At 62.0% G+C, this 13,295-nt stretch carries 13 protein-coding genes; 4 read left to right on the top strand and 9 right to left on the bottom strand.

All coding sequences use genetic code 11. The features are described from left to right. Positions 1-2: 2 nt before the first annotated feature. Complete coding sequence (locus tag C0058_RS29920; RefSeq protein ID WP_003209205.1) at positions 3-503, bottom strand: ATP-dependent zinc protease; 501 nt, start codon at positions 501-503, stop codon at positions 3-5. A gap of 173 nt (positions 504-676) precedes the next feature. Between C0058_RS29920 and C0058_RS29925 the strand changes: the two genes are divergently transcribed. Then, entirely contained in the window at positions 677-1,564 is an 888-nt protein-coding gene (locus C0058_RS29925; protein ID WP_102370059.1) for an acyltransferase, read from the top strand. Here the strand turns inward: C0058_RS29925 and C0058_RS29930 are convergent. Further along, a complete protein-coding gene (locus C0058_RS29930; RefSeq protein WP_003209203.1) occupies positions 1,561-2,130 on the bottom strand; it encodes a DUF2780 domain-containing protein in 570 nt (189 codons plus the stop codon). The two genes, C0058_RS29925 and C0058_RS29930, sit on opposite strands and share 4 nt — an antisense overlap. 153 nt (positions 2,131-2,283) lie before the next feature. On the opposite strand from C0058_RS29930, the gene C0058_RS29935 reads away from it, so the two are divergent. The 3 genes from C0058_RS29935 (at position 2,284) to C0058_RS29945 (ending at position 4,136) form a co-directional block, all read left to right on the top strand. Then, a complete protein-coding gene (locus C0058_RS29935; protein ID WP_032899276.1) occupies positions 2,284-2,919 on the top strand; it encodes a sigma-70 family RNA polymerase sigma factor in 636 nt (211 codons plus the stop codon). Then, complete coding sequence (locus C0058_RS29940) at positions 2,916-3,593, top strand: anti-sigma factor domain-containing protein (protein ID WP_008434341.1); 678 nt, start codon at positions 2,916-2,918, stop codon at positions 3,591-3,593. Before C0058_RS29935 ends, C0058_RS29940 begins: the two co-directional genes overlap by 4 nt. 84 nt (positions 3,594-3,677) lie before the next feature. After that, positions 3,678-4,136 (top strand): anti-sigma factor domain-containing protein, encoded by a 459-nt coding sequence (locus C0058_RS29945; RefSeq protein ID WP_003209196.1) that lies wholly within the window; start codon positions 3,678-3,680, stop codon positions 4,134-4,136. Positions 4,137-4,201: 65 nt separating this feature from the next. On the opposite strand, the gene fdhA is transcribed toward C0058_RS29945, so the two are convergent. From fdhA to glyA, 7 genes are all read right to left on the bottom strand, one after another. Beyond that, a complete protein-coding gene (gene fdhA / locus C0058_RS29950; RefSeq protein WP_003209194.1) occupies positions 4,202-5,401 on the bottom strand; it encodes a formaldehyde dehydrogenase, glutathione-independent in 1,200 nt (399 codons plus the stop codon). A gap of 194 nt (positions 5,402-5,595) precedes the next feature. Next, a complete protein-coding gene (purU, locus tag C0058_RS29955) occupies positions 5,596-6,453 on the bottom strand; it encodes a formyltetrahydrofolate deformylase (RefSeq protein WP_003209192.1) in 858 nt (285 codons plus the stop codon). Positions 6,454-6,573: 120 nt separating this feature from the next. Continuing rightward, complete coding sequence (locus C0058_RS29965; RefSeq protein ID WP_008434339.1) at positions 6,574-7,206, bottom strand: sarcosine oxidase subunit gamma; 633 nt, start codon at positions 7,204-7,206, stop codon at positions 6,574-6,576. Positions 7,207-7,338: 132 nt separating this feature from the next. Beyond that, positions 7,339-10,356, bottom strand: coding sequence for a sarcosine oxidase subunit alpha (locus C0058_RS29970; protein WP_102370060.1), 3,018 nt, complete (start codon positions 10,354-10,356; stop codon positions 7,339-7,341). After that, the gene (locus tag C0058_RS29975; protein WP_003209187.1) at positions 10,353-10,655 is read right to left on the bottom strand and encodes a sarcosine oxidase subunit delta; all 303 of its coding nucleotides are present in this window, start codon (positions 10,653-10,655) and stop codon (positions 10,353-10,355) included. The genes C0058_RS29970 and C0058_RS29975 overlap by 4 nt, the downstream gene beginning before the upstream one ends. Before the next feature lie 15 nt (positions 10,656-10,670). Next, entirely contained in the window at positions 10,671-11,921 is a 1,251-nt protein-coding gene (locus tag C0058_RS29980) for a sarcosine oxidase subunit beta (protein ID WP_003209185.1), read from the bottom strand. Positions 11,922-11,943: 22 nt separating this feature from the next. Continuing rightward, the gene (gene glyA / locus C0058_RS29985; protein WP_008434333.1) at positions 11,944-13,197 is read right to left on the bottom strand and encodes a serine hydroxymethyltransferase; all 1,254 of its coding nucleotides are present in this window, start codon (positions 13,195-13,197) and stop codon (positions 11,944-11,946) included. Between the last annotated feature and the right edge of the window lie 98 nt (positions 13,198-13,295).

Consider the following 13,295-nt stretch of genomic DNA (forward strand, 5'->3'; position numbering starts at 1 on the left):
CGTCAGCAGTCCGGTTTGTCCGCAGTGTAACGGCGGGCCGGGTTTACCGCAGCGCCGAATTCACGCAGGGCCTTGGCGCCGATCAGCAGCGGGTAGTTGAAGCTGCTGCGGTCGGTGAGGTTGACCTCGACGGTGCGCTTGACGTTGCCCAGGCACATTTCCAGGTCGATCACCGGGCGCTTGGCCACGGTGGCTTCGTCCTTGTCGTCATCTTCGTCGGCGCGGCTCTTGATTTTGCTGATGCGCGAAACCTTGTGCTCGTACACCTTGTTGGTGGCGTCCTTGCCGCCGAGGCGGAAGCGTACCCAGTCGTCGCCATCACGGGTGAACGTCTCGATGTCCCGGGCCGACAGCGAGGCAGTCAGCGCGCCGGTGTCCATCTTGGCCTTGAAGGTCTCACCGATTTCCGGCAGTTGGATGTATTCGTAGCGACCGTAAAGGGTCGGCTCAGCGGCCATGACAGGCAAGGCCACCAGCGTTAGCAGGGCAAGGATGGATTTCACGTAGGAGGTTTCCTTGAAATAAGTGGGCCAATTCTAGACTGCAAATTCGCTGCTTAGTTAGATCACAGAGCATACCCAGCCCGCTGTGAAACATTCGTAAGCTTATTTGCGATTTGGTCTCCAGGCCCAAGCTGCTTATCATGGCAGGCCAAAAATGATTCCAAGAGTTACTTATGCGCCGCCTGCTCACCGGCTGTTTCGTCACATTGCTGCTGTTGCTCAACACCCTGGTGCTGTTCGGGCCGCTGATGGTGTTTGCCCTGCTCAAGCTGGTGGCCCCCGGTCGCTTTCGTGACTATGCCTCCTGGGCCGTCATGTGGATCGCCGAAACCTGGGCCGAGATCGACAAGCTGATCTTCGCCCTGTGCATCCCTACCCAATGGGACATTCGCGGCGGCGGCGACCTGCGGGGTGACACTTCTTACCTGGTGATCAGCAACCATCAATCCTGGGTCGACATCCCCGCACTGATCCAGGCCCTCAACCGGCGCACGCCGTTCTTCAAGTTCTTCCTGAAAAAGGAACTGATCTGGGTACCCTTCCTGGGCCTGGCCTGGTGGGCACTCGATTACCCGTTCATGAAGCGCTACAGCAAGGCATTCCTGGCCAAACACCCGGAACTGGCAGGCCAGGACCTGAAAATCACCAAAGAGGCCTGCGAGTTGTTCAAGCGCCAGCCGGTCACCGTGGTGAATTACCTGGAAGGCACGCGGTTCACCCCGGCCAAGCGCAAACAGCAGGCTTCACCCTTCGAGCGCCTGCTCAAGCCCAAGGCGGGTGGCGTGGCGTTCGTGCTCGCGGCGTTGGGTGAACAGCTGGATGCGGTGCTCGACGTCACCGTGGTTTATCCACAGGAAAACATTCCGGGCTTCTGGGACTTGATCAGTGGTGCGGTGCCGAAGGTGATCGTGGATATCCGTACCCGAGAGCTGGATCCGGCGTTGTGGCAGGGGGATTACGAGAACGATCCGGCGTTTCGCCAGACCGTCCAGAACTGGGTCAACCAGCTCTGGATGGAGAAGGATGCGCGCATCGCCCAACTGCGCGCGGAGCGGTCTTAGCCGCCAGTGCCCCAGGCCGAAGCCAATTTGCCCAGCACCGATTCGCTGGCGCCCTGGCCGCCCAGGTATTTCAGGATAACCGGCGCAAACTGGCCAACCATCCCACTGTCCATGCCCAGCGCGCTGAACGCGGTGTTCAGGTCGTTGGTGTTCTTCACGTTACCCAACACGCCGTCCAGGCCCGAGGTCTTGCTGCCGCCGCTCTGGCCGAGCATGCCGCTCAGGGCGCCGAGGCTGCCCAGGGAGTTGCTGCCGGAGAGCTTGTCCAGGCCCGGTACGCTTTTGGTCAGTTGCGAGTAATCACCGCCGCCCAATTTATTCTTGGCCAGGCCCAGCATTGCGCCGGTACCACCAACGGCCTGCTCAGGGGTCACGTTCAATTGCGAGGTCAGTGCCTGCAGCAGACCAGCGGTCTGTGAAGTGGGTGCAGCCGCTGCTGCCTTGTCGCCACCTTGTGCACCGGACACGGCATTGGCCACGTCGCCGAGGCTGAAACCTGCCGCAAATACCGGGCTGGCCGCCACGGTCAACAGGCAGGACAGGGCAAAACCGCGTGAAATCTTCATCAAGACAACCTCTGAAAGTAAGCGCAAAAAGCAGGAGTTTGACTGGGTACGCCGAAGGATTGTTCCCTCCCTGCAGATTAGTTCAGAAAACCACTGCATCCGATGCGCCTTGCGCTGCGTATATCCACCACGAGCCGCACGGAGGTAGATGGAATGAATGCCCAAGCTGGACTAACCTCAGCCTGCCCTCTTTACCGTGCGCCGTCCCATCGCTCTGTTGCAAGCGCCTGGAGAAGTCCTATTTCGACCCACGATGCAGATCAGCTACGGCAATTGCTGGCCCAGTGTTCACTGGGTAATCGCCAGGCGTTCGAAACGCTCTATCGCAGCGTTTCCCCGCGTTTGCATGGTGTTGCCTTGCGTTTCATGGGTCGCAAGGATCTGGCCGAGGAGGTGTTGCAGGAAAGCTTCGTGCGCATCTGGTACAACGCCTCACGCTATGAGGCCCATCTGTCGGCGCCCATGACCTGGATGGTCAATATCACCCGCAACCTGGCGATCGACCAGTTGCGCAAACACCGCGAACAACCCTTGAACGAAGGCCAGGAGGACGCCACGGCCGACGAAAGCCCCAGCGCCCATGAACAGCTCGACAGCGAGCGTGAAGCCCTCGCCCTGAACCGCTGCCTCGACAGCCTCGAAGGCATGCAGCGTCAATCGATCACCGTGGCTTACTTCCAGGGCTTGTCGTGCTCGGAATTGGCCGAACATCTGGCCGCGCCCCTGGGCTCGGTCAAATCCTGGATTCGCCGCGGCATGGAGCGCTTGCGTAGGTGCCTTGAATCATGAACTACCAGACCACCGCCCTGCGCCGCGCCCTGGCGGCTGACTACGCCATCGGGCTGATGCCTGCCACCGCCCGCCGGCGCTTTGAAGCGCTGCTGCGGGATGACGCGGCGCTGCGCGTCGAACTCGGGCACTGGCAGGATGCCCTCGCCAGCCTCACCGGGCCGCTGCCTGAACGGCCGGTGCCGGACCACGTATGGGAAGGGATCAAGGCGCGCATTGAGCCGCAAGTGCTGCATATGCCGGCGAAGAAACCGTTCTGGATGAACCTGCGCTTGCTGGTAGCGGCGTGCGGGGTGGTGATCGCGGTATTGGTGGGTGTGTTGTACCAGCGCGATCTTGGGGTGGAGTACAACGCCACGCTGGTGGCGGCCAATCAACAGCCCGCGCTGAAGATCCAGGCCTATGCGGATCATCTGCAAGTGGAACCGCTGACCCTGGCGGCTGTGGAGCCGGCCCGCGCGTTGGAACTGTGGGCAATCCCGGCGGGCGGCAAACCCATCTCCCTGGGGTTGTTGCCGGTGTCGGGTAACGGCCGAATCCAGTTGAGCAAAGAACACCAGGCGCTGCTGACGGCGCCGCTGACCCTGGCAGTGAGCCTTGAGCCTCAGGGCGGCTCGCCGACCGGACAACCCACCGGGCCGGTGCTGTACCAGGGCCAATTGGCATCACTCTGATCCGAGGCTCAATACGACGGATGAGGAACCGATCGCCGTTAACCGGGTCCATGAAAGACTACAAAACATGTCAGGAAGAGCCTAATGACTGCGATCAACCCCCAAGTGATTGAGCACAAGCCTTCATTCTGGAACCGCCCACGCCTGTTCGTCGGCGCCTGTTTGGTGATAGTGGCAGGCGTCGGCGGCGCCCTCTACACCCAGGACAGCGTCAAGGCTGCCGCATTGCTGGTGAACACCACCCAGCAACCGGCCACGCAAATCGTGGCCCACAAGGATTACCTCGAAGTGCAGCCGATTGCCGCCACCGCACCGGCTCCGGATCAAAGCCTGGAACTGTGGGCCGTCCCGGCTGACGGCACGCCAGTGTCGCTGGGCCTGCTGCCGGAAGACGGCAAAGGCATTATCGGCATCAACCCTCGCCAGCAGGAGTCGATCAGCAAGCCGGTGACACTGATGGTCAGTTCGGAAACCAAGGGCGGCTCGGTGAGCAAGCAGCCGACGGGGCCAACGGTGTATCAGGGGGCTTTGGCGATTCGCTGATTCTCCCACCCAACCGCAGATGCAAAAAAGGCGACCCTGAGGTCGCCTTTTTAATTGCCCGCGATTTAAGCCGCGCTGAACAACTTGTGCGGATCAATCACAAACTTCTTCGGCACGCCCGCATCGAACTCACCGTACCCGCGTGGCGCGTCATCCAGGCTGATGACTTCCACACCGACGATGTCGGCAATGTTGATACGGTCCCACATGATCGCCTGCATCAGTTGGCGGTTGTACTTCATCACAGGGGTTTGCCCGGTGTGGAAGCTGTGGGACTTGGCCCAGCCCAGGCCGAAACGAATGCTCAGGCTGCCCATTTTTGCAGCGGCATCCACGGCACCCGGGTCTTCTGTCACGTACAGGCCCGGAATACCGATTTTGCCAGCCACCCGCACCACGCCCATCAACGAGTTGAGCACGGTGGCCGGAGCCTCTGCCTTGGCCCCTTCATGACCATGGCCACGCGCTTCGAAACCCACGGCATCGACGGCGCAATCCACTTCCGGCTCGCCCAGCAACGCAGCGATCTGTTCGTGCAGCGGAGTGTCTTTCGACAGGTCGGCAATTTCAAAACCCTGGGCCTTGGCGTGGGCCAGGCGGATCGGGTTGACGTCACCGATGATCACCACCGCAGCGCCCAGCAGGCGAGCGGAAGCGGCAGCCGCCAGGCCTACCGGACCGGCACCGGCGATGTAGACCGTGCTGCCCGGGCCAACGCCCGCAGTGACTGCGCCGTGGTAGCCGGTGGGCAGGATGTCGGAGAGGCAAGTCAGGTCGCGGATTTTCTCCATGGCCTTGTCGCGGTCCGGCAGTTTCAACAGGTTGAAGTCGGCGTAAGGCACCAGCACGTATTCGGCCTGGCCACCGGTCCAGTCGCCCATGTCGACATAGCCGTAGGCGCCACCGGCACGGGCCGGGTTGACGGTCAGGCACACGCCGGTGTGCTGCTCTTTGCAGGAACGGCAACGGCCGCATGCGACGTTGAACGGCACCGACACCAGGTCGCCGATCTTCAGGTTCTCGACGTCGCTGCCCTTCTCGATCACCTCGCCGGTGATTTCGTGGCCCAGGACCAGGCCGGTCTGGGCAGTGGTGCGGCCGCGCACCATGTGTTGGTCGGAGCCGCAGATGTTGGTGGAGACCACGCGCAGGATGACGCCGTGCTCAATCTTCCTGCCACGGGGGTCCTGCATTTTGGGATAGTCGATTTTCTGTACTTCGACCTTGCCGTTGCCGAGATACACGACACCACGATTACCAGACATGCTTTCACCTCGCTGTTGTTTTTATGGAACCGCGTTGCCCAGGCAGGCAGCGCGTTTAAGTGCTCGGGTACAGATGCTGTTTTTGCGTTGTTAGTAAGGGCCTCTTCGCGAGCAAGCCCGCTCCCGCAGTTGACCGAGTTCTACCTTTGAAATGCGGTCGAATGTGGGAGCGGGCTTGCTCGCGAAGGCGTCCATCAGAGCACCACTGTCCGATTGGCGTTCAAGAACACCCGCCGCTCAATGTGATACCCCACGGCCCGGGCCAGGGTCAGGCCTTCGATGTCCCGTCCCTTGGCTATCAAATCTTCCGGATAGTGACTGTGGTCCACCACCTCCACGCCCTGGGCGATGATCGGGCCTTCGTCCAAATCGTTATTGATGTAATGCGCAGTGGCGCCCACCAGTTTCACCCCCTTGTTGTAAGCCTGGTGATACGGCTTGGCGCCCTTGAAACCGGGCAGCAGGGAGTGGTGGATGTTGATGGCCTTACCATCGAGCTTGCGGCACAGCTCCGGCGACAGCACTTGCATGTAGCGCGCAAGAATCACCAGTTCGGCGCCTGACTCTTCGATCACCTGCCACACCTGGCGCTCCTGCGACGGCTTGTCGTTGGGGTCCAGGGGAAAGTGGTAATAGGGAATCTGGTGCCAGTCGGCCAGGGGCTTGAGGTCCGGGTGGTTGGAGACTACGGCGACCACGTCCATCGACAGTTGGCCGATGCGCTGGCGATAGAGCAAATCGTTGAGGCAGTGATCGGCCTTGGAGACCATGATCACCACTTTCGGCCGGTAGTTCGGCGCGGTCAGTTCGAAGATCATGCCGAAGGCTTCGCCACGGGTGGCCAGGCCATCGCGGAAGGCTTGTTCGTCGAAACCATCGGGCTGGCGGAACTCCACGCGGATGAAGAACCGGCCCGAGAGCCGGTCATCGAAGGAGTGGTGCTCAGTGACGTAGCAGCCCTGCTCGAACAGGTAGCGAGTGACCGCGTCCACCGTGCCGAGCACGCTGGGGCAGTCGGCGGTCAAAATCCATGTATCGGGTACGCGGCTCATTATTCGTGACTCCTTGATCGTTCCCACGCTCTGCGTGGGAACGCCGCAATGGACGCTCTGCGTCCGCTCTTGGGACGCGGAGCGTCCCGGGATGCATTCCCACGCGGAGCGTGGGAACGATCAGGCCTGGACGCTTAAACCATACTCAGCCGCCGCATCCTGCAACCACAGCCACCAGTAATCCGAGAAGCTGCGACGAATCACCAGCTCCCAGGTGTCTTCAGCAGTATGGCGAATCACCAATTGCGACTTGGCAAACACCGTGCCCACCGCCTTGCCCACCGGGAAGCTGTTGGGGTGCACGTCGTAGCTGGTGGATTTCATCAGCACATCGCGCACGTTCGGGCCGCTGAGTTCGAGAATCTGCTGGCCGCCGCTGACGTTGACGACCTGGATATGCAAATCACCCAGCGCCTCACGCAAACTTTGCTCGGCGGCGAATTCCTCACCGCCTGGCACTACCAGCAACCACTCATCCGGACCGAGCCATTGCAAGCTGGTCTCGCCCTTGACGATGACTTGCAGGGCACCGGGCAATTCGATACCCAAGGCTTTGTGCACACCGGCGGCGAAGGCTGCGTCATGGCCATCGCCACGAATGGTCAGGTGGCCCAGCAGTTTCTTTTCACGCACGGTCACGCCGGCATTCTTGCGGCCCTTGCCTACCAGGCTGGCGAGGTCGGCATGGTGCAGCGACGACTCGGCCTTGGCTCCGGAGGTGGGGCGTTGTTGGTAAACATTGGCTGCTGTCATAAAGCACCTGTGTTGAATTTGATCGTTCCCACGCTCTGCGTGGGAATGCCGCCATGGACGCTCTGCGTCCGCTCTTGGGGCGCAGAGCGCCCCGGGATGCATTCCCACGCGGAGCGTGGGAACGATCAGGTGTCAGATGTTCTGGCGGTCGCCTTTAGGATCAAAGAACACCGAAGAAACAATCTCCGCCTCGATCACGCTGCCATCCGCCAGCGGTGCAAACACCCGCTCGCCGATGCGCTTCAAGCCGCCCTTCACCACGCCCATGGCAAACGAATAACCGAGGGAGTTGTGGGCATAACTGGAGGTGACGTGGCCGACCATCTTCATCGGGATCGTCTGCTTGGCGTCGAACACCAACTGCGCGCCTTCCGGCAGCCACACGTTCGGGTCGATCGGCTTGAGTCCGACAAGCTGCTTGCGGTCTTCACGCACGCAATCCTCGCGATTCATCCCGCGCCAGCCGAGCCACGAGAACGGTTTGGTGCGGCCTACACACCAGCCCATGTTCAGGTCGTCCGGGGTCATCGAGCCGTCGGTATCCTGGCCAACGATGATGAAACCCTTCTCGGCCCGCAGCACGTGCATGGTTTCGGTGCCGTACGGGGTCAGGTTGTACTGCTTGCCGGCCTCGACGATTTTCTCGAGCACGCCCATGGCGTAGTCGGCCTGCACGTTGACTTCGTACGACAGCTCACCGGTAAACGAAATCCGGAACACCCGTGCCGGCACGCCGCCTACCAGGCCTTCTTTCCAGGTCATGAACGGGAAGCCGTCCTTGTCCAGGTCGATGTCGGTGACTTCGCTCAGCAGTTTGCGGCTGTTGGGGCCGGACAAGGTCATGGTTGCCCAATGGTCGGTGACCGAGGTGAAGTACACCTTGAGGTCCGGCCATTCGGTCTGCTGGTAGATTTCCAGCCACTGGAGTACGCGTGCTGCGCCGCCGGTGGTGGTGGTCATCAGGAAGTGGTTGTCGGCGAGGCAGGCAGTCACGCCGTCGTCGAAGACCATGCCGTCTTCCTTGCACATCAGGCCGTAGCGGGCCTTGCCCACGTCGAGCTTGGTCCAGGCGTTGCTGTAGATGCGGTTGAGGAACTCGCGGGCATCCGGGCCCTGGATGTCGATCTTGCCGAGGGTGGACGCGTCCAGCAGGCCGACGCTGTCACGCACGGCCAGGCATTCGCGCTTCACTGCGGCGTGCAGGTCTTCACCGTTGCGCGGGAAATACCATGGGCGTTTCCACTGGCCGACGTCCTCAAACTCGGCGCCGTTTTTCACGTGCCAGGCTTGCAGCGCGGTGTAGCGCACCGGCTCGAAGATGTGCCCACAGTGCCGGCCTGCTACCGCGCCGAAGGTTACCGGCGTGTAGTTGGGACGGAACATGGTAGTGCCCATCTGCGGGATGGTCACATTCAGCGAACGGGCCGCGATGGCCAGGCCGTTGACGTTGCCGAGCTTGCCCTGGTCAGTGCCGAAGCCCAGTGCGGTGTAGCGCTTGACGTGCTCCACCGACTCGAAACCCTCGCGGGTGGCGAGTTCGATGGCGGCCGCGGTGACGTCGTTCTGCAGGTCGACAAATTGCTTCGGCGCCCGTGCGGTAGCTTTCTCGTGAGGCACCTGGAACAGCGCCAGAGTCGGTTCCTCCAGACGGCTCAAGGCTTTGGGCAGCGTACCTTCCACCGGCGCAAACCCGGCTTCGCTGGCAGCGCGCACGCCACCTTCAAAACCGTCGGCCAGGGAATCGCCGACGCCGTAGACGCCATTGATGCCACCGACGCACACGCGTTTCTGCGGTGCTTCGCCCGGTACAAAACCGAGGATGTCTTCACGCCAGGTCGGCTTGCCGCCCAGGTGCGAGGCCAGGTGGACCACCGGGCTGTAGCCGCCGGAGCTGGCGACCAGGTCGCACTCCAGCCACTCGCCGGGGCTGGTGACTTTATGAGCTTTGACATCGATGGCCGCAACACGGGCACCAGTGACGTGCTTGCTGCCACGGGCCTCGATCACGGCGCTGCCGGTGAGGATGCGAATGCCTTTGGCACGCGCCTCTTCAACCAGCGCGCCCCGTGGATTGTGGCGGGCATCGGCTACGGCGACAACGCTGAGGCCGGCGTCGAACCAGTCCAGCGCCACGCGGTAGGCGTGATCGTTGTTGGTGGACAGCACCAGCTTCTTGCCCGGTGCCACGCCGTAGCGACGCACGTAAGTGGAGACCGCACCCGCCAGCATGTTGCCCGGTACGTCGTTGTTGCCGTACACCAGCGGACGTTCACACGCGCCGGTCGCCAGCACCACACGCTTGGCGCGAACCCGGTGAATGCGCTGACGCACCTGGCCGATCGGCGCACGGTCACCGAGGTGGTCGGTGAGGCGCTCGTGAATGGTCAGGAAGTTATGGTCGTGGTAACCGTTGACGGTGGCGCGAGGCAGCAGCACCACGTCCGGCAGGGCCTTGAGTTCAGCAATCACACTGGCAACCCATTCAGCCGCCGGCTTGCCATCGAGGCTTTCGCGGGAATCCAGCAAGGAGCCGCCGAACTCTTCCTGTTCGTCCGCGATGATCACCCGGGCGCCACTGCGGGCAGCCGCCAACGCAGCCGCCAGGCCGGCAGGGCCCGCGCCCACAATCAGCACGTCGCAATGACGGTTCATGTAGTCGTAGGTGTCCGGATCGTTCTCGGTCGGCGAGCGGCCAAGACCGGCTGCCTTACGGATGTACTTCTCGTAAGTCATCCAGAACGATTGCGGGTACATGAAGGTTTTGTAGTAGAAACCCGGCGGCATCAGCTTGCCGCCGACCTTGCCGAGAATGCCCATCATGTCGTTGTTCACGCTCGGCCAGCCGTTGGTGCTGGTGGCGACCAAACCCTGGTACAGCGCCTGTTGCGTGGCGCGCACGTTGGGGATTTGCGTGGCTTCGGTGGCGCCGATCTGCAGCACCGCGTTCGGCTCTTCGGCACCGGCGGCGAAGATGCCGCGCGGGCGGGAATACTTGAAGCTGCGACCGATGATGTCGACGCCGTTGGCCAGCAGCGCAGCGGCCAATGTGTCGCCTTCAAAGCCTTTGTAGCTCTGGCCGTTGAAGGTGAAGCTCAGGGCTTTGTTGCGGTCGATCCGGCCACCGTTGGACAGGCGATTGATCTGGCTCATACCTTCTCTCCAGAAGCCTTGGCGGTGAATTGCGGCTTGGTGCCTATCTTGTAGGTTTCAAGAATTTCGTAGGTCACGGTGTCGCGGGTCGCGTTGAAATACTGGCGGCAACCGGCAGCGTGAATCCACAGTTCGTGGTGCAGGCCGCGCGGGTTGTCGCGGAAGAACATGTAGTCGCCCCACTCCTCGTCGGTGCAGGTGTTCGGGTCCAGTGGGCGCGGGATGTGCGCTTGGCCGGAGGCGTGGAATTCCTCTTCGGAGCGCAGTTCGCCACAGTGAGGACAGAAGATATGCAACATAGGGAATTTCTCCTGTTAGTGGGCGACGGCCGCAGCGCCGTGTTCGTCGATCAGCGCGCCGTTGTGGAAACGGTCGATGGAGAATGGAGCTGCCAATGGGTGCATTTCACCCTTGGCCAGGCTGGCGGCAAATACGTTGCCTGAGCCTGGAGTCGCTTTAAAACCACCGGTGCCCCAACCGCAGTTGAAGAACATGTTCGGGACCGGGGTCTTGGAGATGATCGGGCAGGCATCCGGCGTGGTGTCGACGATGCCGCCCCACTGGCGGTTCATGCGCACGCGGGACAGCACCGGGAACATCTCGACGATGGCCTGGATGGTGTGCTCGATCACCGGGTACGAGCCGCGCTGGCCATAGCCGTTGTAGCCGTCGATACCGGCGCCGATCACCAGGTCGCCCTTGTCGGACTGGCTGATGTAACCGTGCACGGCGTTGGACATGATCACGCTGTCGATAATCGGTTTGATCGGCTCCGACACCAGTGCTTGCAGCGGGTGGGATTCGATCGGCAGGCGGAAGCCCGCGAGCGAAGCCATGTGGCCGGAGTTACCCGCCGTCACCACGCCGACGCGCTTGGCGCCGATGAAGCCTTTGTTGGTTTCCACGCCGATGCACACACCGTTTTCCTTGCGGAAACCGATCACTTCGGTCTGCTGGATCAGGTCCACGCCCAGTGCGTCAGCGGCGCGGGCAAAGCCCCAGGCCACGGCATCGTGACGGGCCACGCCGCCGCGCCGTTGCACGGTGGCGCCCATTACCGGGTAGCGAGTGTTCTTGGAGCAGTCGAGGTACGGAATCTCATCGGCCACTTGTTTGGCGTTGAGCAGTTCGCCGTCCACACCGTTGAGGCGGTTGGCGCTGACGCGACGCTCGGAGTCACGGATATCCTGCAGGGTGTGGCACAGGTTGTAGACGCCACGCTGGGAGAACATCACGTTGTAGTTCAAATCCTGGGACAAACCTTCCCAGAGTTTCATCGCGTGTTCGTACAGGTGCGCCGACTCGTCCCACAGGTAGTTGGACCGCACGATGGTGGTGTTGCGCGCGGTGTTACCGCCGCCCAGCCAGCCTTTCTCGACCACCGCCACGTTGGTGATGCCGTGCTCCTTGGCCAGGTAGTAAGCCGTCGCCAGACCATGCCCGCCGCCGCCGACGATGACCACGTCGTAGACCTTTTTCGGGGTGGGCGTGCGCCACATCTTCTGCCAGTTTTCGTGGTGGCTGAGTGAGTGCTTGAAGAGGCCGAAGCCCGAGTAGCGTTGCATAGTCATTACTCCAAAACCGCGCTCAGCGATAAACCGGGAAATCAGCGCACAGGGCGGCCACATGCTTGGCGACGTTGGCCTCCACATCGGCGTCGCCGAGGTTGTCGAGGATGTCGCAGATCCAGCCGGCCAACTCCAGGCATTGGGTCACTTTGAAGCCGCGTGTGGTCACCGCCGGCGTGCCGATACGCAGGCCCGAGGTCACGAAGGGCGACTGCGGGTCGTTGGGCACGGCGTTCTTGTTGACGGTGATGTGAGCGCGACCGAGGGCGGCGTCCGCATCTTTGCCGGTGAGGCCCTGACGGATCAGGCTGACCAGGAACAGGTGGTTATCGGTGCCGCCGGACACTACATCGTAGCCGCGTTTGATAAACACGCCGGCCATGGCCTGGGCGTTGTCGATCACTTGCTGTTGATAGGCCTTGAAACCTGGTTCCTGGGCTTCCTTGAAGCACACCGCCTTGCCGGCGATCACGTGCATCAGCGGGCCGCCCTGGGCGCCCGGGAATACCGCAGAGTTGAGTTTCTTTTCAATTTCTTCGTTGGACTTGGCCAGGATCAACCCGCCACGTGGACCGCGCAGGGTCTTGTGGGTGGTGGTGGTGACCACATCGGCGTAGGGCAGCGGGTTCGGGTACAGACCGGCGGCCACCAGGCCGGCGACGTGGGCCATGTCGACGAACAGCAGCGCACCGACCTTGTCGGCGATCTGGCGAAAGCGCGGGAAATCCAGGGTCTTGGAGTAGGCGGAAAAACCCGCCACGATCATCTTCGGCTTGTGCTCCACGGCCAGGCGCTCGACTTCGTCGTAGTCGATCAGCCCGGTGTTGGTGTCGATGCCGTATTGCACCGCGTTGTACAGCTTGCCCGAGGACGACACCTTGGCGCCGTGGGTCAGGTGGCCGCCGTGGGCCAGGCTCATGCCGAGGATGGTGTCGCCGGCGTTCAGCAGCGCCAGGTACACCGCGCTGTTGGCCGACGAACCGGAGTGTGGCTGCACGTTGGCGTAATCGGCACCGAACAGTTGCTTGGCGCGCTCGATGGCCAGCACTTCAACCTTGTCCACATGTTCGCAGCCGCCGTAGTAACGCTTGCCCGGATATCCTTCGGCGTACTTGTTGGTGAGGCCGCTGCCCTGGGCTTCCATGACACGCTTGCTGGTGTAATTCTCTGACGCGATCAGCTCGATATGATCTTCCTGGCGCTGCTCCTCGGCATTCATGGCCGCCAGCAGTGCATCGTCATAACCCTGGATCTGGTCTTGCTTGCTGAACATCGCGTCTCTCCCAGCGGCGGCGGTGCGCCAATCGTATTGTTGGGGCCGCCGCACGACGGAGGGGCCCTTTGATGCGATGGTAGGGCTGGCGCAGAGAG

Origin of the sequence: Pseudomonas sp. NC02, from assembly GCF_002874965.1 — a bacterium.
In the GTDB taxonomy this organism is placed as follows: Bacteria; Pseudomonadota; Gammaproteobacteria; order Pseudomonadales; family Pseudomonadaceae; genus Aquipseudomonas.

Coding starts and splice junctions, on each gene's coding strand:
- C0058_RS29925 (WP_102370059.1), top strand. CDS start 677: ATGCGCCGCCTGCTCACCGGCTGTTTCGTCACATTGCTGCTGTTGCTC.
- C0058_RS29930 (WP_003209203.1), bottom strand. CDS start 2,130: ATGAAGATTTCACGCGGTTTTGCCCTGTCCTGCCTGTTGACCGTGGCG.
- C0058_RS29935 (WP_032899276.1), top strand. CDS start 2,284: ATGAATGCCCAAGCTGGACTAACCTCAGCCTGCCCTCTTTACCGTGCG.
- C0058_RS29940 (WP_008434341.1), top strand. CDS start 2,916: ATGAACTACCAGACCACCGCCCTGCGCCGCGCCCTGGCGGCTGACTAC.
- C0058_RS29945 (WP_003209196.1), top strand. CDS start 3,678: ATGACTGCGATCAACCCCCAAGTGATTGAGCACAAGCCTTCATTCTGG.
- fdhA (WP_003209194.1), bottom strand. CDS start 5,401: ATGTCTGGTAATCGTGGTGTCGTGTATCTCGGCAACGGCAAGGTCGAA.
- purU (WP_003209192.1), bottom strand. CDS start 6,453: ATGAGCCGCGTACCCGATACATGGATTTTGACCGCCGACTGCCCCAGC.
- C0058_RS29965 (WP_008434339.1), bottom strand. CDS start 7,206: ATGACAGCAGCCAATGTTTACCAACAACGCCCCACCTCCGGAGCCAAG.
- C0058_RS29970 (WP_102370060.1), bottom strand. CDS start 10,356: ATGAGCCAGATCAATCGCCTGTCCAACGGTGGCCGGATCGACCGCAAC.
- C0058_RS29975 (WP_003209187.1), bottom strand. CDS start 10,655: ATGTTGCATATCTTCTGTCCTCACTGTGGCGAACTGCGCTCCGAAGAG.
- C0058_RS29980 (WP_003209185.1), bottom strand. CDS start 11,921: ATGCAACGCTACTCGGGCTTCGGCCTCTTCAAGCACTCACTCAGCCAC.
- glyA (WP_008434333.1), bottom strand. CDS start 13,197: ATGTTCAGCAAGCAAGACCAGATCCAGGGTTATGACGATGCACTGCTG.